This is a genomic window from Rhizobium sp. P32RR-XVIII (assembly GCF_012641395.1).
GTDB lineage: Bacteria > Pseudomonadota > Alphaproteobacteria > Rhizobiales > Rhizobiaceae > Rhizobium.
The window spans coordinates 754,555-776,207 of record NZ_JABAIH010000002.1 but is presented as its reverse complement, the minus strand read 5'-3'; the positions used below and the strand labels follow the sequence as shown (position 1 = coordinate 776,207).

The window sequence follows — 21,653 nt, the reverse complement described above, 5'->3', positions numbered from 1 at the left end:
TCAAATGCCAGCGCATTGTGGGGAAATGGTGACGTTATCGCATCTCATCCGGCGCGGCAGTGCCTGTAATGGCAAGTCCAGCCTTCAAAACCGCAGCGACAGCATACACCAGCCCAAGTCTGGCAATACTCGATTCTCGGTCCTTATCGTTAACAAATCGTAATTCCGTTTGATCTTTGCCTTTGTTCCAGTGGGCGTGGAAGAAACTGGCCAGATCATAAAGGTAAAACGCGATGCGGTGCGGCTCGTGGGATTGGGCCGCGGCTTCCACAACCCGCGGGAACTCCGCAGCCTTCGCAACGAGCTGCAATTCCGTGGGATCCGAGATTCCGGAGACTGCTTGCGCAAGCTCCGCGGGCGACACATCGAGGCCCGGAAACGCCTCTTTCGCCTGCCGGAAAACCGACATGCAGCGGGCGTGCGCATACTGCACGTAAAAGACCGGATTATCTTTGGATTGCTCCGTTACTTTGGCAAAATCGAAGTCAAGCGGCTCGGAATTCTTGCGGTAAAGCATCATGAAGCGAACCGAATCGCGGCCGACTTCTTCAACGACGTCGCGCAGGGTCACGAAGTCGCCGGAGCGCTTCGACATCTTCACCGGCTCGCCGTTGCGATAAAGCTTTACGAGCTGGCAAAGCAGTACGGTGAGCGTCGACTTGCCTTCCGAAATGGCGCGGGCGACCGCCTCCAGGCGCTTCACGTAGCCGCCGTGGTCGGCGCCAAGTACATAGATCATCTCATCGAAGCCGCGGTCGAACTTGTTCTTGAAGTAGGCCACGTCCGCGGCGAAATAAGTGTATGAGCCGTCGGACTTGATGAGCGGACGGTCCATGTCGTCGCCGACTTCCGTCGAGCGGAAGAGCGTCTGCTCGCGATCTTCCCAGTCTTCCGGCAACTGGCCCTTCGGGGGCGGGAGGGCGCCTTTGTAAACGTAACCCTTGAAGGTGAGGTCGTTGATCGCGGTGCGGATTGCCGCAGAACCGGCGTCGTGAAGCGTCCGCTCCGAAAAGAAGACGTCGTGATGCACATTGAGTGCCGCGAGATCCTCGCGGATCATCGCCATCATCGCATCGATCGCCCGGTCCTTGACGATCGTCATCCACTGGTCTTCGGGCATGTTGTGTAGTCGCACGCCATAGTCACTTGCCAGTGACTGGCCGACCGGGATCAGGTAGTCGCCCGGATAGAGGCCAGGCGGAATCTCGCCGATGTCCTCGCCCAGAGCCTCGCGGTAGCGCAGGAAGACCGAGCGCGCCAGCACATCGATCTGCGATCCGGCGTCGTTGATGTAATATTCCTTCTCGACAGCAAAACCGGCAAAGGCCAGGAGATTGGCAAGCGCGTCGCCGACAACGGCGCCGCGGCAGTGGCCGACATGCATCGGACCGGTCGGATTTGCCGAGACGTATTCGACATTGATCTTCTTGCCAGCGCCGAGTGTGGAGCGTCCGAAAGCCGTCCCCGCTTCGATTATTGAAGCGAGCAGGCGCTGCCAGTAAGCGACCGAAAGCCTGATGTTGATGAAGCCGGGACCGGCAACCGACACCTCGGCTACGTCGGCATCTTCCTTCAATTTGGCGATGATGATTTCGGCGAGCGCGCGCGGGTTGGTGCCGAGCGGTTTTGCCAGGACCATAGCGGCATTGGTCGCGACATCGCCGTGGCTTGAATCGCGCGGCGGCTCAACGGCGATGCGGCCGAAATCGAGCTCGGATCGCTTTTCCTTGATAAGATCAATCTGTTCAAGGGCATTCTTAATCCTGGCTTCGAAATCGGTAAAAAGGTTCATCGCACTCTTCCATGCATAGGCTCTGCCGCAGGCTCCTGCCGGGCGCCCGCTGCCTATCGCAAATCCGGGGTATGGTCAAACAAACGCCTGTGGGCGCTGATTGCATAGGTGTCCGTCATGCCGGCGAGATAATCGCCAACGTGACGGGCTTTCGGTGCATCGGCGAGGCCTGAGATGTGGTCGACCCAGTAATGGCTCTGCATCTCCTTCGGGTTAGCCATGTAGGCGGCGAAGAGATCGGTGACTATCTGGGCAGCACCTGCGCGAATCCGCATGATTTCCGGGTGACGGTAGATACGCTTGAAGAGCATCTGCTTGATCTGCTTGTCCGTTTCCGACATTTCCTCGGAAAAGGTTGCGATGGCTCCGTTCGCCGCGCGTATGTCGTCGACGCTGCGCGGCTTCAACCGTGCCAGGCGTTCTTGCGCCACGGCGATGACATCCTCGACCATGCGCGTGATCTGCCGGCGCATGATTTCGTTCGTAAAGCGGCTTTCCTCAAGATTGGGATAGCGGTCGCGGACCTCGGACATCAATCCGGCGAGGAACGGGATTTCCTCCAGCATGTCGAACGTCAGGTAGCCCGCGCGAAGACCATCGTCGATGTCATGCGTATTGTAGGCGATGTCATCTGCGATCGCCGCCACCTGCGCTTCGAGGCTGGCGAAGGTGGCGAGTTCGAGATCGTGGATTTCGCAGTAGTCGAGGATCGGCTGCGGCACCGGCCCACGCGTGCCCTGCCCGTCCTTGGTCAGCAACGGGCCGTTGTGTTTCACCAGGCCTTCGAGGCTCTCCCAGGTCAGGTTGATGCCGTCGAATTCGGCATAGCGCCGCTCCAGCTTGGTGACGATCCGGAGCGACTGGGCGTTATGGTCGAAGCCGCCATAGGGCAGAAGCACCTCGTGCAGCGCGTCTTCGCCGGTGTGGCCGAAGGGCGTGTGGCCGAAGTCGTGGACGAGCGCCACGCCCTCTGCAAGATCCTCGTCGAGCTTCAAGGCGCGCGCCAGCGCACGGGCGATCTGGGCGACCTCGATCGTGTGCGTGAGGCGCGTGCGGTAATGATCTCCATCCTGCGCGATGAAGACCTGCGTCTTGTGCTTCAGACGACGGAAGGCCGTCGTATGCACGATGCGATCGCGGTCGCGCTGAAATTCCGATCGCGTCGGACTGGAGCTCTCGGAGTAAAGCCTTCCACGCGACTTCCAGGCGTCTGAGGCATAGATCGCCCTTTCGCCATTTCCGAAACCCAGTACATGCCTGTCGATCGTCATTTTTCACCGTCATTCAACATCGCGCAGCGCCAAGCCCATTGACGCCGCTTTGCGCTCTTCATACCTATAGCCGGTATAAACGACAAAGAAGCGCTTTCTTAGCCGCCTTGCCGAAAATGCGTTTCGGCAACGCATGTGATGAATTCTTTTGATATCAGCCGTTTGAAGGTTCATCGGCCAGTATCAATTCTCTCCGGATCTTGACCCCGGCAGGAGGAAACATGACGGACGTAAGTGTAACCCTTTCCGACGCGGCGGCAAAACGAATCGCGGCGATCGTCAGCGCCGAGGCCGGCAAAAACGCCCTGCGCGTTTCCGTCGAAGGCGGCGGCTGCTCGGGCTTTTCCTACAAATTCGATCTCGCCGACAGCGTCCACGACGATGACGTCGTCGTGGAGAAGGACAACGCCAAGGTCCTGATCGACAGCCTGTCGCTGGTTTACATGGCCGGCTCCGAGATCGACTTCGTCGACAACCTCCTCGGCCAATCCTTCCAGATCAAAAACCCCAATGCGGTTGCGAGTTGCGGCTGCGGCACCAGCTTCTCGATCTAAGATCCCCTGTCTGTCCACATCGAACCGGCCGAAGAACCTTTTCCGGCCGGCTTAGTGTCTTGTCCGCATACGGCGAGGCGCGGTAGAAGAACGGCTACGAAGCGGCAGAGGAAGAGCCTATGAAGATCGCGACCTGGAACATCAACGGCGTCAAGGCGCGCATCGACAACCTCATGCACTGGCTCAAGGATTCCGATCCGGACATCGTCTGCCTGCAGGAGATCAAGACAATCGACGAGGCTTTCCCGCGGCTGGAGCTCGCGGGCATGGGCTATCACGTCGAAACCCACGGTCAAAAGGGCTTCAATGGTGTCGCGATCCTATCCAAGACCAAGCCGGATGAAGTGAGCCGCGGGCTGCCTGGCGATCCGCTCGACGAGCAGGCCCGTTTTCTGGAAGCCGTATTTTCCATTCCCGGCAACCGCGCGCTGCGCGTCTGCTGCCTTTACCTGCCGAACGGCAATCCCGTCGACACGGAAAAATATCCCTACAAGCTCGCCTGGATGGAGCGCCTGCAGCAGTTCGCGATCCAGCGCCTCGCCTATGAGGAGATCTACATCCTTGCGGGCGACTACAACGTCATCCCCGAGCCGCACGACTGCTTCGATCCGAAGGTTTGGGAAAATGACGCCCTGTTCCTGCCACAGACCCGCGAGGCTTTCCGCCGGCTGGAAAATCTCGGGCTCACCGATGCGGTTCGCGCTGCGACCGACGCCGTCCAGCTCTATTCCTTCTGGGATTACCAGGCAGGCGCCTGGCAGAAGAACAACGGCATCCGGATCGATCACCTGATGCTTTCGCCGGAGGCCGCCGATCGCATGACATCGGCAACAATCGAAAAGCATGTGCGCGCCTGGGAAAAGCCCTCCGACCACGTCCCCGTCGTCGCCCATTTCGACTTCACGGCGTAAAACTTAAGTTCAGTCGCCGCCGGTTGCGATGTTGTGAGAGAGCGAGACGGCCGCGCGGCGGTCGCTTTCGGTGGCAACGGAGAAGGCCTGCTCCTGAAGCGACTCCATCCAGCTGCAATCCTTAGGCTTGCAGCGATCGAGCGCCGCGGTCATCAGAGCCAGACCACGCGCCGACTGGCCCTCCTGGAAAAGGATATTGCCGAAAACAGACATCGCGCCGGGATGTCCGCTCTTGCGGGCCTGGTTCAGCCACTTCTTCGCCTGCTGCGGCGCGCGATTGCCGCCGTCGCCCGATAGCATCATCTGTGCGAGCTGGAACTGCGCTTCGGGAATGCCGAAGGTCGATGCCACCTGGAAATAGAGCTGGCGGGCCTGATTGAGATCGATCTTCACCGGGCTGCCCGGAATACCGTGCTTGTAATAGTTGGCGAGCGACAAAAGCGCGTTGATGAAGAAGCCGGTGTCTTCCGAACCGGGCTCCACGCCCTGCTGGGCGATTTCGCTGTAGATCTTGAAGGCTTCGAAATCGTCCTGAGCGACGCCATCGCCATCCGCGTACATATTGGCGAGCGCCCAGCGAGAACCCGTATGGCCCTTTTCGGCTGCGTATTTGTAGGCTTCGACGGCCTCTTCCTTCTGACCGCTCTTATAGGCCTTGAAGCCGAACTTGAAGAGATCGAAAGGCCCGGACTCCTTGGTGACGCCGGCATTGATGTCGAATGCGCATGCCGGGGAGCATACCGCCGCCGAAAGTGCGATAGACAGCCCCATAAGCGTCAACCTGAATAGTCTGAACTCGGATGTCAGCATTTCACTCGGCTTCTCTCGCTTCCATCGCAGACCGCCACCGCAGCAAATACGCTGCTGCCCGGCTTCCCGGCGTATTCCTCCAGGCGAGCGATCCCGCGGCGGGCTCAACGGCCCCTTTGCCCGCGTCGCATCCAGCCTTTGGCCCGTTCTTCGGAGCCTGAATTTCCTGCGCATCGCGATCGGCCACCCGCTTTCCGGCTCGGCCCGCCTGCAATGCCTGCGGCGTCATTCCTGCGGAGCGAACAAACGCCTTTCCGCCTCTTGAATATTCGTACTCGTAAAATGTGACCAAACCGGTAGCGGCTCGGTCGCGCTGCCGGTCACCCCCTGCAGAGGCGGCCGTCGGCGGGAAGAAAGGACAGTTCCATGAGGCGGTATTCGAATGATGGTTTCGACGGGAAAAGTATTGAGGAGCAAGCTCGATGGCGACTGAAGAAGCCGCACCGCCGAAGCTCTCGCTCACTTTGCCCGTACCGGAAAAAATCCCACCCATCGTACTTCTAAAAACGCACCTTACGCCTGCCATTTCCTCGCCCGTGAATATCGCTGCGCCCTGTTTGTGGCGGGAAGTGGACAATTTCGCCCGGCGGCCACCATATGTGAACTGTCGTAAAAATCTGTTGCGGAATCGTCACAAAATGGGAGGAACTTACGCATGATTAAGTGATGATTAAATACAGTGCAGCAAACGAAAAGCCCGGCGATGTGCCGGGCCTTCTGGTTATTGGTGCAGCATCAGAATTTGACTTTGATACTGGTCGAAAGTGCCGTCACCAGATCATTCCCAAAACTGTAGGTGACATCATTGCCATAGGTCACGCCATCTTTAGTGATGGTGCCGGACTCCCCGCTCGTCAGAACGCCGATAGCGCCAGCGACGCGCCATTCGATATTTTCGGTCGGGGTAAACGAGGCCCCGACACCGAGGGTCCAGCTATCAGTCTGGCTGCCGTAGCCGTCGCTCGTGCCACGATCCCAGGTCAAGCTCACTGCGCCCGCCCACTTATCATTGAACTTGTGACCAACGCCGCCGGTGATCGTCCAACCGTCCCGGTAGCCGAGATCGAGGGAGGTCAAGCCGCCAGCAGGGCACGCGCCGGATGTCGGGCAAAGGGGGATCGACTGCAATAGGCTCCAGTTCGTCCATTTGACCGAACCAAATGCGAGCCAATCCGGGGCGATGCCACTTTGCAACTTGAGTTCAAGCGAGTCAGGAGCCTCAGCGGAGCCGACAACGTCCGTTACGACACCGCCATAGACGGGCACGACCGGAACCTGAGTCAGATCGACCGTTCCTCTCAGATCGTCATATTTCACCCGGCTGTTGTACACGAGGCTGGTGCGGAACGCGTATTCGGGGATTTCGTAAGCGATACCTGCACGCCAACCGACAGCTTCGTCGCTCATATCGAGGCGACCAATACCAGTTCGCACCAGGCCAGTTGCCGCAAGGATTGCGCCGGGCGGGGCAACGAGGCGCTCCTTAAAACCTTCGACCTCTTGGTAGAATGCACCACCGATCAACCGCAGTTGTCCCGGACCAGCGTCGAATTTGTAAGAACACGTTGCTCCGTAATTGCGGGTCTTAATCTCGGTTTCAATATTATTGTTAGCACCCACCCATCCCAGTCCAGGATCGGTATGACCGCCGAAAGGTTCCGAGTAATCGATCAAGCAATCAACTGGACCGTAGCCGCCCTTCATCCCAATATATGGAACGGCGTAGTTCTCGGACTCATCAACGGAAGTCGAACCGCCGCCTATACCATTGTTTCCCAAGCCGTCGGCGGGATTGATATCCTGCACGTTCTTCAGCTTCCGCTGCGGCATGACATAGGTCACACCGGACTGAAAGGAAAACGGGCTGGTATCAAACAGCTGATCAATATTATAGCCGCCCCGGTCCAAGCCGCCCGCAAAGGACGGCGAAGCCAGGGTCGACAGGATGGCGAGCGACGCTACCCCTTTGGAAAACATGCGAGATACCAATGTGTCTCCCCCACTCAAACATGCTAATGATGGAGGCACTGTTAAAGCGATTGACACAATTGGCAACTGGCGCCTTCTTGCCGCCACAATGCGTGAGAGCTGTTAAGCTGACGTAGGAAATTGACGAGCACGTCAATATTTCCGGATTGGACAATTTTATCCTAATACCCCTAACCATTTAGGGCTATTTTTGGATCATCGTACCCTCCACCGCGCAAACTGTATCTATCGCACAACAGTCGCGTTTTTCGCCTCGGGAAAGCGGCGCATCGAAGGATTCGAGAAGCTGGATGCCTCCGGAGTTGGAATGTTCAGCCGAGACGACCGAATCACTCCAACGCAAAAGGCGCCCAGCTGGGCCGAGCGCCTTAAGGCAATCCCCGCTGGGGCAAATTGCTTACGCTTCAATGACGCGCGAGAGCGCCACCTTGAGACTTGCGATCTGGCTCTGGAATTCCGCCAGCCGCTCGCGCTCTGCTTCCACTACCTCGGGGTTGGCATTGGCAACGAACTTCTCGTTCGAGAGCTTGCCGTTGATGCGCGCGATCTCCCCTTCGGTCTTTGCGATCGCCTTCTCCAGACGGGCCTTTTCCGCAGCAAGATCGATCAGGCTGCCGAGCGGCAGGCAGACGGTCGCTTCGGAAACGACAATCTGAGCTGCTCCTTTCGGCGCCTCGTCGGCGAGCGAGATTCCGTCGACGCGCGCGAGACGCTTGATTGCGGCATCATGTCGAACCAGCCGTTCACGCGTCAGGCTGTTGGCGCCGACAACGACCAGCGGAGCGACTGCAGAGGGCGGAACGTTCATCTCGGCGCGAACCGAGCGAATGCCGGAAACGAGGTCGATCAGCCAGTTGATCTCGTCGGCGGCGGCGTTGTCGGCATAGGACGGCGCCGGCCATTCGGCATGGCAGACCAATGTATTGCGCTTGACGCCCTCACCGGCCGTGTGCGCCCACAGCTCCTCGGTCATGAACGGCATGAAGGGATGCAGCAGCTTATAGATCTCCTCGAGAACGTAGGCGCTGCAGGCCTGAGCCTCCTTCTTGGCACCTTCGTCCTCGCCGCTGAAGACCGGCTTCAGCAGCTCCAGGTACCAGTCACAGACCTGGTTCCAGACAAAGCGATACAGCGCCGCCGCGGCATCGTTAAAACGGTAGGATTCAATGGCTTCCGTTACGTCACGTTCCGCACGGGCAAGCTCCGTCAGAATCCAACGGTTGATCGTCAGACCCGTCGCTTCCGGTACGAAGTGCGGATCGCTCCTCACACCGTTCATTTCGGCAAAGCGGGTGGCGTTCCAGAGCTTGGTGCCGAAGTTGCGGTAACCGGCGATTCGGGCCGGATCGAGCTTCACGTCGCGTCCCTGCGCCGCCATGATCGCGAGTGTAAAGCGCAGCGCGTCGGCGCCGTACTCGTCGATCAGTTCGAGCGGATCGATGACATTGCCCTTCGACTTCGACATCTTCTGGCCGTTCTTGTCGCGGACGAGCGCGTGGATGTACACCGTGTGGAAGGGCTCCACCGGATTACCGTCCTCGTCCTTCATGAAGTGCAGCCCCATCTGCATCATGCGAACGACCCAGAACGGAATGATGTCGAAGCCGGTTACGAGGACGTTGGTCGGATAATAGCGGGCGAGTTCCGGCGTCTTGTCCGGCCAGCCCAGCGTCGAGAACGGCCAGAGCGCCGATGAGAACCAGGTATCAAGAACGTCTTCGTCGCGCGTCAGGATTTCGCCCGGCTTGAAGTTTTCCAACTTCTCCTCGACCCATGCCTTCCAGGGCCCTTCATGCGCAAGATAATGCTGGATTGCAGCATCAAGCGCTTCCTCCTCCGTCTTTTCGACGAAGACCTGGCCGTCCGGCCCATACCAGGCAGGGATCTGGTGGCCCCACCAGAGCTGGCGCGAAATGCACCAGGGCTGGATGTTCTCCATCCACTGGAAGTAGGTGTTTTCCCAGTTCTTCGGCACGAACTTGGTGCGGCCCTCGCGGACCGACGCGATGGCGGGCTTGGCAAGCGTCTTGTTGTCGACCCACCATTGCTCCGTCAAACGCGGCTCGATCGGCACGCCGCCGCGGTCGCCATGCGGGACCGCATGCGTGTGCGGCTCGATCTTGTCGAGCAGGCCGGCCTCTTCGAAGATGCGGACGATGATCTTGCGCGCCTCGAAGCGGTCCTTGCCTTCCAATTCATCCCAGGCGCCGTGGAGCGCCGCCGGATGATCCAGCCCTTCCAGGAAGTCCTCGTTGTCCTTGATGGTCACCGACGCATCGACGTTCAGGACGTTGACGGCGCGCAGGCCCGTCCGCTTGGCGACATCGAAGTCGTTGAAGTCGTGGGCGGGCGTGATCTTGACGGCGCCGGTGCCCGCCGTCGGATCGGCATAGCTGTCCGCGACGATCGGGATCTTGCGGCCGACGATCGGCAGAATGACGTGTTTGCCGATGATCGACCTGTAGCGTTCATCTTCCGGATTGACGGCCACGCCGGTGTCACCGAGCATGGTTTCGGGGCGCGTCGTCGCGACGACAAGATAGTCGCGAGTCTCGAATTCGGTGGGCTTGCCGTCTTCGTCGAAGGCGATCGGGTATTGATAGGTGACGCCTTCTTCCAGCGGATAGCGCAGGTGCCAGAGGTTGCCCTTAACCTCGATCTGCTCGACTTCCATATCGGAAATCGCCGTCAGCAGCTTCGGATCCCAATTGACGAGGCGCTTATCCTTGTAGATAAGCCCCTGCTTATAAAGCGTTACAAACACTTCGAGAACAGCTCTCGAAAGGCCCTCGTCCATCGTGAACCGTTCACGCGACCAGTCGCAGGAGGCGCCGAGACGCTTCAGCTGGTTGAAGATCAGGCCGCCCGATTCAGCCTTCCACTCCCAGACTTTCTCGATGAACGCGTCACGGCCCAAGTCGCGGCGGCCGGGAAGCTTCTGTTCCGCTAGCTTGCGCTCGACGACCATCTGTGTGGCAATGCCCGCGTGATCCATACCCGGCTGCCAGAGAACGTCCTTGCCGCGCATGCGCTCGAAGCGGATCATGATGTCCTGCAGCGTGTTGTTCAACGCATGCCCCATGTGCAGGGAGCCGGTCACGTTCGGCGGCGGGATGACGATCGTGAAGGTCTCGGCGCCGGGCTTCTTGTTGGCACCCGCGCGGAACGCATCGGCTTCATCCCATTTCGCAGCGATTTTCGGTTCGACTGCGGCGGAATCATAGGTCTTGTCGAGCATTTTATGACCAAACTTCGGGGTTTTAGGATGGGGGTTTGTAAATAGGATGGCTGGCGTCAAGTCAATAAAAAAGCCGCCCCGGAAACCGGAGCGGCTTGCAGCGGAAACTCGGATCCGGTCAGCGGCGCGGACCGCGAGCCACGCGTTCGATCTCTTCGCGCACCAGTCTTTCGACAAGTGTCGGGAGATTGTCGTCCAGCCACTCGCGCAGCATCGGCCGCAGCATGTCCTCGGCAATCTCATCCAGCGACCGCCGCTCGGCGCCGTCGATGGCGAGCGCAAGTTCCTCGAACGAGCGGGCGATCTGCAGGCCTGCGCTTTGCGAAATCAGGCCCTGGGACTCTTCGACGGCAGCTGGCTGCTTGAGGTTTACTGCCGGTTCGGCTACCGGCCGGACGACAGGCTGCGGCGCCGGCTCGGCAGCGAGCGGCCGCGGTACTTCGGCGGGGTTGGCCTCGGTCACGGCCGGTGCCGGCATTGCGGCAGGGGGCGGCGCTACGACAGGCACCGAAACGGCTTCAGCCGGACGGCGGATCTCCTCCGGGCGCAGGGGCGCCTCCGCCCCGCGGAAGAGCGGCGGAGCTTCGCGCTGCGGCGGCGGGGCGCCGCGCTCGGAGGCGGCACGAACGCGGGCAGCGACATCGGCAAGCGACATGGCGCGCGCCGGCGTTTCCACTTCCGGGATTCCTGCGGAATTTGCCGCGACGAAGCGCGGATCGGACGGCGTCATCGGCTCAGGGAACTCGACGCCTGCGTAGGTCTCGTCGACCGTCAGGCGGATATTGGAGTCGCCCTCGTCATCATCGTCAGCGTAAACGGGCGGCAGCGATGGCGAAATCCCCCTGCCCGCGCCCGGCTCGTTGCTCTCGATGATCTGACGGATCGACGCCAGAATCTCTTCCATGGACGGTTCACGCACTACACTTGGCTGAGCCATATCTATCCCCGTTATCCTCAAAACAACGATCGGATTGCGTGAGCGGGCATCCGAATCACCCGGAGCTTAGAATACCCCAGGAATGAAAAAAATCATCTCGAATCAAATGAATGCGCCCATGCACAGCTTTTGTTGGCCGGTCTGTGGCGGCTCCGAAGCGCCGCATTTGACAGCCGGATAACAAAACGGGCGCCCGAGGCGCCCTCTGTACAAAATCCCGGAATGCGGCTCAGAAAACGAATTGGCGAGCCTTGGCAAAGCCGGGCAACGGCTTGATGGACGCGTTGAAGAATACGTTTTCAGAAACGGCACCCCGCTCCTTTACGAAGATCGCGGCGCGGGCGGCATTGCCGTAACCCTGGACGGTGACAAGGCGGCCGCCTTCCGCGAGTTGCTCGAAAAGGGCAGCCGGCACTTCCTCGACGGAACCATTGACGAAGATCAGATCGTAGGGGGCGCCAGCGGCGTGGCCGAGCTCTAACGGCCCGGTGACGACGGAAACGTTTGCGTAGCCGGAAAGGTTCTTCCTCGCTTCGGCGGCAAGGGCTTCGTCGCATTCAAGCGCTACCACCGAACCGGCAAGCATCGACAGCAGAGCCGAGGCGTAGCCCGTACCACAGCCGACGTCGAGAACGGAATCATCGTTGGTGATCGCCGCGAGCTGCAACAGCTTCGCCAGCGGCGAAGGCTCCATCAAAAAGCGGGCAGGCTTGCCGTCGGAGGCCGGAGCGATCTCGATATCATTGTCGACATAGGCGAGAGCCCTGGATTTCTCCGGCACGAAAAGCTCGCGCTGCACCGTCAGGAAGGCCGTCAGCACGGAATGGGACGTGACGTCCGTCGTGCGGATCTGGTTGTCGACCATCTTAATTCGTGCTGCTTCGCAATCCATCATACCCTCTCGCCCGTTGAACGCGGCATTCTCTCCCGTCTCTTAATCTCCGCGCCGTATGCTTTCAAGGCATGGCGGGCAGCGGCGGCAAGAATCCTCCTGAGTAATGGACGACTCTGCGCGGCGCTGCAACTCTCTCGTGGATCAGCAAGGCGGCTCGTGGTATTCTTGTATCGGTGGGGAACAGAGGAGGAGCGGACGATGTCTGCCTTTTTCGAGTATTTCACGCTGTTCGACTTCTTCATCATTGTAGCGCTTGTCGGCCTGTTCTGCTGCGGGCTGCTGGATCGCGGGAAGATGCGATAGCTTTTGTGCCCACGATCAGGCCGTCGGCGCTGCCGGCAGGCGATCTCGGCTCACAGACAATTGAAATGGATACGATCGACAAATTCGCGCCATCCGGCGATCGACCCGGCGCTCGCTGGAAAGTAAAGACGTCAAAAATAGAAGAGAATTTGGAGGCCTCGCCCGGAATTGAACCGGGGTACAAGGATTTGCAGTCCTCGTCGTTCTTTTGAAATGTTTGCCGTTTTCTTCCATATGTTGCGGCCATGTCGCGTTAGTTCAACAAAGAGTTCGACGCAATCTCTAACTCCTTACTATCGTCACCTCGTGGAAAGAGATGACCGTAGGTGTCCATCGTCACAGTAATCGACGAATGGCCCATTCGCTCCTGGACCACCTTCGCTGGAAGCCCCAACCCGCCGTCCTCTTTCCGGTTGATGAGCCAGCTTGCAAAGAAATGGCGTAGCGCATGGAGTCCCGTGTATTTTGGCCTCAACACTGATTTCCCATTTTCGTCCTTCTCTCCGGTGTCGACGACCACGCCGCCTCTCAACATGGTCGACTGCATACCTTTCCGCACCACGTTGCCGTGAGATCTAGGATTCCCTTCCAAATTTGGAAAAAGGAACTCAGACGAACTTTCCTGTTTCAGCTTAAGTGCCTTTAGCGCCACTACCACAATCGGAGAAATCGGAATCGTTCTCGTTCCCATTCTTGACTTTGGCTTGCCTCTGTATCGATTGACGCGCTGTCGAACGTGGATTTCCGAACGAATGAGATCAGCATCGCGCCATCTCAATGCCCGCAGTTCCGACGAGCGCAACCCTGTGAAGATCAATACTAGAAACATTGTTCGCCATAGTAAGTCGCTTAATGCAGCTATAAAGAGTCTGATTTCATCCCGGCTCGGAATGTCCTTCCCGATTTCCAGGCGTCCTCTTTGACGCGCTGCGGTTCGGGTGTCTCGACCCTTTCTGTTGCGGCGCATCTCCCTGACAGGATTGCGCGTAGCTAAACCCCGTTCATTTGCGTCGGCCAGTATGGAGCCCAAGGATGTAACAATTTTCTTGATCATGGCTGGCGACCGGCCGGTCTTACGGAGCAGGTCCTGAAAGTCGCGAACCATCGGTCCCGTGAGCTTCGAAAGCAACGCTTGTCCAATGAGGGGCACTATGTGCTTGTGTAGATGCGCCCTCCGCTGATCAAGCGTCGATCGCTCGAGACCGTCGCCTTCGCCAGATTCGATCCACAAAGCCCCCGCCTTGGCGACCGTTACACTTGAACGGGCGGCGACGTGAAGGCCTTCCTGAACCTCGACAGACACCCTGGCCGCGAAATCACCTGCTTCCTTTTTCCTATGGAAAGTCTTCGACCTACGTTTGCCGCCTGTATCGGAGTAGTCAACCACCCAAGCGAATTTCCTTTCACCCCTCTGCGTAGTCCATTCACGTTTTCGCACTGACATGACACCCCTCCTCCGATAGTTCGGGCGTCGCGGTGTCACATTGACACCAACGTGACGGGACTCGCTATTTAGGTGCGACGTTTTAAACTATCTGTGTTGCTTCTCTTTGCCTCGTTCCTTGCGCACGAGGCCGCAGGGTCGATCATCGGGCCAGTTGATCGAAATGACGCGAGGAAGCTTGCCGGATAGTCCGGTCTGATCACGCAGTTTCCAGTGAAAAACTCCAGGAGCCTGCGGCGCTCCACTACCCAGCGCCCACCCACCTTTTTTCCTGGTAGCTGACCCGCATTCAACATGTGGAAGGTTTGCCGTTCGGTTCGGCCGATGGTCTTTGCAATTTCGGCCACCTCCCAAAGGAGATCCAATGGTATAGAATCTCTTGTCATCAGCCGATCTCCGTTAACCTCGAAGACACCATCTTAGTGTCTCATTCTTTTTATCTGGTGTCAAATCCGCGTATATTTGGTGTCAACCGATCTGCAGGGTTATGTGACCACATGACAAATAACGACGACGTTCGAATTACCCTCCGCCTTCCCGTCGAATTGCGAAAGCAGCTTAAAGCTGCTTCAGAAGTTTCAGGACGGTCAATGAACGGGGAAATAATTGCGCTTTTACAAATGACGCTCGAGCGCTCCGGGAATGGCAGCCGGAACGAAACCTCATTGAAGGATCGGATCGTCGAAGCGGCCGAAGACCGCGAGGATTTTGTCAACGAGCTGCTCGATACCGGACTTTGGATCAGCGTGCTTTCTGACACTAACCAGACGATAAAGCTCCTGGCTAGGACAATCGGTCACATTTTCCTCAGTGATGGGGATGGGTCGGAGGTGCTGAAAATAATTGCCTCAGGTCTGTCTCAACTCTCTGTTGACGACCAGCCAAGTCGTCGAAAACAAAAAAAATAAGGTGCAGGTCGTGTGCAGTTCGCCCCCTTTCCTATTCATGGCGCAACCGCGTTCAAGAACGCTCCCCACGAGAATCCTCAATGGAACTTTAGATTCGGGTGACTAGATCAATCGACCAACGCGCTGGGGCGGTCGATATTTTTCTGATAAGTTAGCGGCCGACAAGCTTCATATGCTCGTCCGGATACCGCGCTCCTTGAATTTCAACATTCGCCGCCTGGATCTCCTGAAGGTCCGCTGTGGTCAACTCTACGCCTAGGGAGGCGACATTCTCGTCGACGGTCAAGAACAGCGACGGCACGAAGAGGTATTCGTACGACGAAGCGAGGCCGATGACCCCGTCGACATGGGGGCCGATCAGGTAGAACTTTGCCCCCGCCGAGGCCAGTTTGTGAAAGCACAGGTTCAGATCGACCGACCGCTCGTCGTCGTCGCCACGCAAGTCGAGCTTGTAGAACTCATCGATGACGAAGAACGTCACCAGTTAAGGTCCTTGCGGGTGAGAGCCCGCTCCTGCGTCAGGATGAAGATCGTCGCACGATCGGGAGACGTGGTCTGCGTCGGATGAGTGACCACGTCGTACTGGTCGCCGAACTGCGTTGCGATACGGCGTCTCGTTTCCTCTATCAGAGCGATCGTTGGAAAGATGATCGCCAGATGATGGTGCTTTCCTGCCGAAATGACGGCATCGACGATGGCGCTCTTCCAACGACGGCGTCCGTCAAGCTCCGCATGATCGACGGCAACGAGACCGCCGCAATGGTCTACGACCGCCAGCCGATCGTCGACTACTTCCGAAGGATCGACGACAACGCGTTTGCCGGCATGATGGTCGTCGAAGGCGACGAGCAGCGATACTTCTTCAGGCTTCGAAAGGCCGACGTTTCTGGCGGAGAGGGCGGCGCTTGAAGAAGGAAAAGCCGTTCATCGAGACGCCGGACGGCCGCTACGTCGTAGTGCGCGGACGTCTCTGGAGAGAACGAACCCGCACCCACGGCAGAGTTCGCCGCGAGTGCCGGAAACGGCCGCCGCGATAACGTGAATCTAGGAAAGCCATGGCACGACCACAGCCATGGGCGTCGGGCGACGTGAAGCACTAAGCCGCAGTCGCCATTCTCATCTTAAAAAATCGGAGAAATCAGCGACTTGCCATCGAAATGCGCTGTGAGATTGGCGACGACGAGATCGCCGACTGCGGTTCGCGTCTCCTCGGTCCTGCTGCCCTGATGCGGTGACAGGACGACATTGTCGAGCCCGAAGAGAGCTTCCGGTACCGCCGGTTCCTTCTCGAACACGTCGAGAGCGGCACCACCGAGTTGTTTCAACATCAGCATCTCGATCATGGCATCCTGATCCACCATCGTGCCGCGCGCCATGTTGACGAGCATGCCGTTTGGTCCAAGCGCCTGCATGACCTCCCGCGAGATGATCTTGTTGGTCTCGGCCGTTCCGGGCGCGATGACGACGAGCCAGTCCGAGGCGCGCGCCATTTCAAGAACCGTGTCGTAATAGGGATAGGGCGCACCCGGCTGCTGATGACGGCCATGATAGATCACATGCATCTTCAAGGCGGTCGCAATCTCGGCAATTTCCCTGCCGATGCGGCCGAGCCCGAGGATCCCGAGCGTCTTGTTCTTCAGTTCGGACCAGTTGCCAAAGGCACCGCCCGGCCATCGCCCGTCGCGAATGAACCGATCACCCTGCGGGATGCGTCGGGAAAGCGCGATCATCATTCCGATGGTCAGTTCCGCCACCGCGTCGGTGAGAACTCCGGGTGTGTTGGTGAGGCGGATGTTGCGTGCCCTGGCGGCAGCGGCATCGACGGAATCGTAACCCACGCCTGACACAGCAATAATCTCGAGCTTTGGAAGCTTTTCCAGGAGGCCAGCCGACACCTTGCCGCCGGCAATGCCGCGAATATCTGGTCCAATCTCTCGCAGCAGCGCATCCGGATCGGCGCAGCCTGCAAGGTCATGGACCGTGAAGCGCTCCTTGAGCGCGTTGACGCAGCTCTTCACCTGCGGCTGCGTGATGAGGATATGGGTCGAAATGGTCTGCCTCCCGCCACGCGGCCGCTTCGGTTCAAGATACCTATTGCTAAGGCGAGCCTGTCATCTGCGTCCAATATTAAAAGCCGCGCGATTTATTTGGGATCGTGGATCAAACCGCGCAGCAGGCGCCACCGAAAGACGCGCGACACAGGGCGGTCAGCGCTCTTCCCAGACGATACATTTATTGTGGCGAATGATTTGGCGGGGGATTGATATTGGACACACGTAGTTCCCCCCGGTACCACTCGGCATCGCAACTTACATGATATTCGAGAGCGCGGCTCGTCGGCACCATCAACCGGACCGCCTTTTCGAACGGACAGCGACGAAAAGGAAGTAGCATGTCGACAGAAGATAACATCGTCTATCGTGACGCGATCGCAGAGCTTTTGGCCAGGTTCACCGTCACGGTTTCCACGGACCTCAGCGACGCGACGCGCCACGCGGCAAAGCGGGCATTGAGCGATTCGATCGCCGTAGCACTGGGTGCCTTTGATCACCCGGCTTCTCATATTGCCCGCAAATATGTCTCGCAGTTTGCCAATCCGGCAGGCAGCGTCATCTGGGGCACTTCGATGCGGGTCAATCCGGATCTGGCTGCCCTCGTCAACGGCTCGCTGCTGCGCTGTTACGACTATAACGACTTCTTCGTCGGCCAGAAGAACAGCGGCCATCCGAGCGACATGGTCGCCGGCCTCATCGCCGCTGCCGAATGGGTGAATGCCTCCGGCGAACAACTGCTTGGAGCGCTCGCGGTCGGCTACGAGGTGGTTGCCGCCGTCTTCGACGCCTTCTCCACCGCCCCTGGCGGCTGGGATTATACGAACCTGACGCAGATCGGTGCCTGTGCGGCAATCGTGCGCGTTCTCGGTCTCGACGCCACCCAGGCCCGCGAAGCCTTCGGCATGACGGTCACCTCGCATTTTGCCAGCGACGAGGTGGAATCCTGCGAACTCAACAGTCGCGGCGACCTGACCCTCTGGAAACGCTTCAATGGCAGCGATTCCGTCCGCAACGCCCTGCAGGCCTGCCTGCTCGCCAAGGCAGGCGTCGAAAGCGTCGTGCGTCCTTTCACCGGCAATAACGGCTTCATCGTCAAGCTCGCCAACAAGCACGACCCGCTGCCGATCCTGCAGAGGCTGCTTGGTGACGACGTGAAGCTGTCGCGCATTGCCGGCACCTATATGAAGCTCTGGCCGGTCGGCTCCGTTGGCCTCAGCGCAATTCGCGCCGCCCTTGAGGCTCGTGGCAAGATCTCCGATCTCTCCAAGATCAAGCAGGTCCGCGTCTTCTCCGAAGAAGGCGCCTATGACCATCTGGTCGCAATCCGTCAGGATCCCTATCACCCGATCTCGCGCGAAACGGCCGACCATTCCATGCCTTATATCGTCGGTGCGGCAGTGCTCGACGGCCATATCCAAGTCGAGAGCTTCGACCTCGACAAAGTGCTGGCACCGGAACGGCAGAAGTTCGTGGCCGAAAAGGTCAAATGCATGCCAGCGCCCGAACTTGGCACGATCGCCGGCGGCAAGCTGGCGCGCGCTGCGGCAGGCTATCTCTCGCGCGTCGAAATCGAGCTAGCCGACGGCACCGTCGTGCGCGGCGAGGCGCTCCCCTTCCCCGGTCACCCGAAAGCTCCCTTCACAGATGCCGAGATCGCCGAGAAGGTTGCCGTCAACGCTCTGCCCTTTGCCGGCAAGGAGGTGACGGACAAGATCATCGCCACGCTTGGCCGCTTCGAGACGTTGGCCAACGTCCGCGAGTTCACGGACATTCTCGCCTTCGACTGGAAGTCGCAGAAAGTGAGTGCGGCGGCTTGAAGCTCCAAAGCTGAAACCAAGAGCTGAGATGAAGACTTGAGCCGGCAGCCGGAAACGGCTGCCGGCATTTGAGGTGGGAAAATGACTGAAACAGCGACATTGACGAAACTTTGCGATACCGCCGATGTCAGCGAGGACCTGCCGTTCCGCGCTGAAATCGACGGTTTTGCCTATGCGATCTTTCAGGCGGGCGAGCACTATTACGTCACTGCCGACCTCTGCTCCCATGGGCCGGGTCAGCTTTCGGACGGGTTCATCGAGGGATGCGAGGTGGAATGCCCCTTTCATCAGGGACGGTTCGATCTGCGCACCGGCGCGCCGACAGCGCCCCCTTGCGAGACTCCGATCATGGTATGGTCGCCCGTCATGCACGAAGGGGCGATTTTCATCGACGTCAGCGCTGGTCTTTCCTGACCGAATCCGGCAGCGGCTTGAGGCCTGAGATGAACTGATCCCGCAGGAGGTTCGAGGCCGTTCTGTTGTGGATCATCACAACCTCGCTGTCCGTCTGCGCGTCCGACAGGTGCCGCCAGACGACGTCGTGAACCATGATGCTCTGCAGCGCCTGCGGCGCGATCGTGATCCCGACGCCTGCGGCCACGAGCCCCAGAATCGTGGCCGCTTCCGTCGCCTCCTGCACGATCAGCGGCGAAAAGCCTGCCTCCGTGCACATCGAAAACACCTGCTCGTAAAAACCCGCACCGGTTCCGAGCGGCCGGAGAACGAAACGCTCGGTCTTCAGCCGGCCGATCGAAATCGGTGCGTCTTCGTGGCTGAGCGGATGATCGATCGGCAGGACGAGCATCAGCTTGTCGCGATGAACCGGCGTCGCCTTCAGCTTTGACGGCAGCACGGCCTGAAGCGCCGGTCGCGTGAAGCCAATGTCGATCGTGTTCAGCAGGACGTCGTCGATGATCTCGGGGGAAGGCTTGATCTTGAGTTCCAGGTGGACGTCGGGCAACGCCAGGCGGAAGCGCCGCACCGCCGTCGTAAAGGCGTTGACGAGCGGAACGGAGGTGATGAAATTCACCCTCAGCGTTCCCATCTCGCCGCGCGCGGCACGTTTTGCCGTATCGATCGCACGCGCCGCCTGCATCAGCGCAAGCCGTGCTTCCTGCAGGAAAAGCTCACCCGCAGCGGTCAATTCCACCTTGCGCCGCGTACGCTTCAGCAACGTCACGCCAAGCTCCCGTTCGATCGCCTGGATCTGGAGGCTGAGCGGCGGTTGGCCGATATGAAGCCTTTCGGCGGCGCGCGTAAAATGCAGTTCCTCGGCCACAGCCACGAAATATCTGAACTGACGCAGTTCCAACTTATATCTCCAGCTCAATCAAAAAATCCATAATTCATATTGGACGACATATGTCACTGGGTGTCAACGTGCCATTCATCGAGGCGGGCCTGGCCCGGCCCGGCGCCAACAAAGAGGATGACGTCATGATCACAGCCGAACAAAACGAGTATTTGTGCCGCACCGGTCCGGGCACGCCGATGGGCAACCTCTTTCGCCGCTACTGGATCCCTGCCTTGATGGCCAATGAACTTCCGGGGCCGAACTGCGATCCGGTGCGCGTTTCGCTTCTGTCCGAGCGGCTGATCGCCTTCAAGGATTCAGACGGCAAGATCGGCCTGATGGACGAATTCTGTGCCCATCGCGGGGTGTCGCTCTGGTTCGGCCGCAACGAGGAAGGCGGCCTGCGCTGCCCCTATCATGGCTGGAAATACGACACGACCGGCCAGTGCGTCGAGGTCCCGTCGGAGCCGCCTTCCTCTGGCTTCTGCCAGAAGATCCAACTTAAGTCCTACCCGTGCGTCGAGTTCGGCGGCGTTATCTGGACCTATATGGGGCCTCCGGAAGAGAAGCCGGAAATTCCTGTCTTCGAATGGGCGCAGGTCGCACCCGAGCAGCGCTATCTCTCCAAGCGCTGGCAGGAATGCAATTACCTGCAGGCGATGGAAGGCGGCATCGATTCCAGCCACGTCTCTTTCCTGCACAGCGGCGATCTTCATCGCGATCCCTTGCATCGCGGCACCGATGGCTCGAAATATGCACGCAGCACATCTACGACCTTCGACATCCACGAATCCGCCGCCGGCCTCTTGATCGGCGCCCGCCGCAAAGCCGAACCGGGCTTCCACTACTGGCGCGTCACGCAGTGGATGATGCCGTTCTACACGCTGATCCCGCCCTACAAGGGCAATGCGCTGAACGGCCATGCGTGGGTGCCGATGGACGACTACAACTGCATGGCCTGGACCATGACGTTCCACCCCACCCGCGCATTGTCGCCACAGGAACTGGAAGCGATGGAAAATGGTCACGGCGTCCACCCGACGCTGATACCGGGCACCTTCCGGCCGACCGCCAACATCGACAACGACTACCTGATGGATCGCGAGGCCCAGCGCCAGAAGATCCACTATAGCGGCATCAAGGGCATCGCCATCCAGGACTCCTCGCTGCAGGAAAGCATGGGCGCCATCGCCGACCGCTCGCGCGAAAATCTCGTTTCGACCGACAATGCGATCATCATGGCCCGCATGCGCATGCGCAAGGCGGCAAAGGCGCTCGAAGCAGGCAAAGGCACACCGCCCGGCATCGAGCCCGCGACACAGCTCGTCCGCTCGGCCTCCTTCATCCTGCCGGAGGACGGCGCATTCAAGGAAACCGCGCTCGACGCCTCGGTTGTTCGCATCGGCGAACCGTTCGTCGCCGTCTGAACGGGATTT

At 59.2% G+C, this 21,653-nt stretch carries 17 protein-coding genes and 1 pseudogene; 7 read left to right on the top strand and 11 right to left on the bottom strand.

Annotation, left to right across the window (positions count from 1 at the left end; translation table 11 throughout):
- Positions 1–34 precede the first annotated feature (34 nt).
- On the bottom strand, positions 35–1,792 hold the full coding sequence (argS, locus tag HGP14_RS08975; RefSeq protein WP_168829461.1) for an arginine--tRNA ligase: 1,758 nt from the start codon (positions 1,790–1,792) through the stop codon (positions 35–37).
- A 53-nt stretch (positions 1,793–1,845) separates the two neighbouring features.
- Complete coding sequence (locus tag HGP14_RS08970) at positions 1,846–3,063, bottom strand: deoxyguanosinetriphosphate triphosphohydrolase (protein WP_168829460.1); 1,218 nt, start codon at positions 3,061–3,063, stop codon at positions 1,846–1,848.
- A gap of 221 nt (positions 3,064–3,284) precedes the next feature.
- Here HGP14_RS08970 and erpA point away from each other — a divergent pair, with 221 nt between their 5' ends.
- Both erpA and xth read left to right on the top strand, forming a co-directional pair.
- Positions 3,285–3,617, top strand: a complete 333-nt coding sequence (gene erpA / locus HGP14_RS08965; RefSeq protein WP_168829459.1) for an iron-sulfur cluster insertion protein ErpA — start codon at positions 3,285–3,287, stop codon at positions 3,615–3,617.
- Positions 3,618–3,736: 119 nt separating this feature from the next.
- Entirely contained in the window at positions 3,737–4,528 is a 792-nt protein-coding gene (gene xth, locus HGP14_RS08960; RefSeq protein WP_168829458.1) for an exodeoxyribonuclease III, read from the top strand.
- A 9-nt stretch (positions 4,529–4,537) separates the two neighbouring features.
- Here xth and exoR read toward each other — a convergent pair whose 3' ends face one another.
- The 6 genes from exoR to HGP14_RS08930 form a co-directional block, all read right to left on the bottom strand.
- Positions 4,538–5,338, bottom strand: a complete 801-nt coding sequence (exoR, locus tag HGP14_RS08955; protein ID WP_168829457.1) for an exopolysaccharide production regulator ExoR — start codon at positions 5,336–5,338, stop codon at positions 4,538–4,540.
- Positions 5,339–6,073: 735 nt separating this feature from the next.
- Entirely contained in the window at positions 6,074–7,327 is a 1,254-nt protein-coding gene (locus tag HGP14_RS08950) for an OmpP1/FadL family transporter (RefSeq protein WP_168829456.1), read from the bottom strand.
- Positions 7,328–7,724: 397 nt separating this feature from the next.
- Positions 7,725–10,565, bottom strand: a complete 2,841-nt coding sequence (locus HGP14_RS08945) for a valine--tRNA ligase (protein WP_168829455.1) — start codon at positions 10,563–10,565, stop codon at positions 7,725–7,727.
- A 118-nt stretch (positions 10,566–10,683) separates the two neighbouring features.
- Entirely contained in the window at positions 10,684–11,502 is an 819-nt protein-coding gene (locus HGP14_RS08940; protein WP_168829454.1) for a PopZ family protein, read from the bottom strand.
- A 229-nt stretch (positions 11,503–11,731) separates the two neighbouring features.
- A complete protein-coding gene (locus HGP14_RS08935; RefSeq protein WP_205927069.1) occupies positions 11,732–12,397 on the bottom strand; it encodes a protein-L-isoaspartate O-methyltransferase family protein in 666 nt (221 codons plus the stop codon).
- A gap of 556 nt (positions 12,398–12,953) precedes the next feature.
- Positions 12,954–14,144, bottom strand: coding sequence for a tyrosine-type recombinase/integrase (locus HGP14_RS08930; protein WP_168829452.1), 1,191 nt, complete (start codon positions 14,142–14,144; stop codon positions 12,954–12,956).
- A 497-nt stretch (positions 14,145–14,641) separates the two neighbouring features.
- On the opposite strand from HGP14_RS08930, the gene HGP14_RS08925 reads away from it, so the two are divergent.
- Positions 14,642–15,052, top strand: a complete 411-nt coding sequence (locus tag HGP14_RS08925; RefSeq protein WP_168829451.1) for an Arc family DNA-binding protein — start codon at positions 14,642–14,644, stop codon at positions 15,050–15,052.
- 151 nt (positions 15,053–15,203) lie between these two features.
- Here the strand turns inward: HGP14_RS08925 and HGP14_RS08920 are convergent, their stop codons facing one another.
- Complete coding sequence (locus tag HGP14_RS08920) at positions 15,204–15,533, bottom strand: hypothetical protein (RefSeq protein ID WP_168829450.1); 330 nt, start codon at positions 15,531–15,533, stop codon at positions 15,204–15,206.
- A 227-nt stretch (positions 15,534–15,760) separates the two neighbouring features.
- On the opposite strand from HGP14_RS08920, the pseudogene HGP14_RS35455 reads away from it, so the two are divergent.
- Positions 15,761–15,961 (top strand): annotated as a pseudogene (locus tag HGP14_RS35455) (DUF4334 domain-containing protein); the annotation flags it as partial.
- Between the two features lie 212 nt (positions 15,962–16,173).
- Here HGP14_RS35455 and HGP14_RS08910 read toward each other — a convergent pair.
- A complete protein-coding gene (locus HGP14_RS08910; RefSeq protein ID WP_168829448.1) occupies positions 16,174–17,070 on the bottom strand; it encodes a 2-hydroxyacid dehydrogenase in 897 nt (298 codons plus the stop codon).
- 374 nt (positions 17,071–17,444) lie between these two features.
- Here HGP14_RS08910 and HGP14_RS08905 point away from each other — a divergent pair, with 374 nt between their 5' ends.
- Positions 17,445–18,923 carry an MmgE/PrpD family protein gene (locus HGP14_RS08905; protein ID WP_168829447.1) on the top strand — a complete coding sequence of 493 codons (1,479 nt, stop codon included), beginning with the start codon at positions 17,445–17,447 and terminating at the stop codon, positions 18,921–18,923.
- A gap of 81 nt (positions 18,924–19,004) precedes the next feature.
- Entirely contained in the window at positions 19,005–19,337 is a 333-nt protein-coding gene (locus tag HGP14_RS08900) for a non-heme iron oxygenase ferredoxin subunit (protein ID WP_168829446.1), read from the top strand.
- Here the strand turns inward: HGP14_RS08900 and HGP14_RS08895 are convergent.
- Positions 19,318–20,235, bottom strand: coding sequence for a LysR substrate-binding domain-containing protein (locus HGP14_RS08895; RefSeq protein ID WP_168829445.1), 918 nt, complete (start codon positions 20,233–20,235; stop codon positions 19,318–19,320). The genes HGP14_RS08900 and HGP14_RS08895 overlap by 20 nt on opposite strands.
- A gap of 50 nt (positions 20,236–20,285) precedes the next feature.
- Here HGP14_RS08895 and HGP14_RS08890 point away from each other — a divergent pair, with 50 nt between their 5' ends.
- The gene (locus tag HGP14_RS08890) at positions 20,286–21,644 is read left to right on the top strand and encodes a Rieske 2Fe-2S domain-containing protein (RefSeq protein ID WP_246704387.1); all 1,359 of its coding nucleotides are present in this window, start codon (positions 20,286–20,288) and stop codon (positions 21,642–21,644) included.
- Positions 21,645–21,653 lie beyond the last annotated feature (9 nt).

Bases quoted from the DNA above. Each gene is read 5' to 3' on its own strand.
- HGP14_RS08890 (WP_246704387.1), top strand. From the start codon at position 20,286: ATGTCACTGGGTGTCAACGTGCCATTCATCGAGGCGGGCCTGGCCCGG.
- HGP14_RS08930 (WP_168829452.1), bottom strand. From the start codon at position 14,144: ATGTCAGTGCGAAAACGTGAATGGACTACGCAGAGGGGTGAAAGGAAA.
- HGP14_RS08940 (WP_168829454.1), bottom strand. From the start codon at position 11,502: ATGGCTCAGCCAAGTGTAGTGCGTGAACCGTCCATGGAAGAGATTCTG.
- HGP14_RS08935 (WP_205927069.1), bottom strand. From the start codon at position 12,397: ATGATGGATTGCGAAGCAGCACGAATTAAGATGGTCGACAACCAGATC.
- HGP14_RS08905 (WP_168829447.1), top strand. From the start codon at position 17,445: ATGTCGACAGAAGATAACATCGTCTATCGTGACGCGATCGCAGAGCTT.
- argS (WP_168829461.1), bottom strand. From the start codon at position 1,792: ATGAACCTTTTTACCGATTTCGAAGCCAGGATTAAGAATGCCCTTGAA.
- HGP14_RS08925 (WP_168829451.1), top strand. From the start codon at position 14,642: ATGACAAATAACGACGACGTTCGAATTACCCTCCGCCTTCCCGTCGAA.
- exoR (WP_168829457.1), bottom strand. From the start codon at position 5,338: ATGCTGACATCCGAGTTCAGACTATTCAGGTTGACGCTTATGGGGCTG.
- HGP14_RS08945 (WP_168829455.1), bottom strand. From the start codon at position 10,565: ATGCTCGACAAGACCTATGATTCCGCCGCAGTCGAACCGAAAATCGCT.
- xth (WP_168829458.1), top strand. From the start codon at position 3,737: ATGAAGATCGCGACCTGGAACATCAACGGCGTCAAGGCGCGCATCGAC.
- erpA (WP_168829459.1), top strand. From the start codon at position 3,285: ATGACGGACGTAAGTGTAACCCTTTCCGACGCGGCGGCAAAACGAATC.
- HGP14_RS08900 (WP_168829446.1), top strand. From the start codon at position 19,005: ATGACTGAAACAGCGACATTGACGAAACTTTGCGATACCGCCGATGTC.
- HGP14_RS08970 (WP_168829460.1), bottom strand. From the start codon at position 3,063: ATGACGATCGACAGGCATGTACTGGGTTTCGGAAATGGCGAAAGGGCG.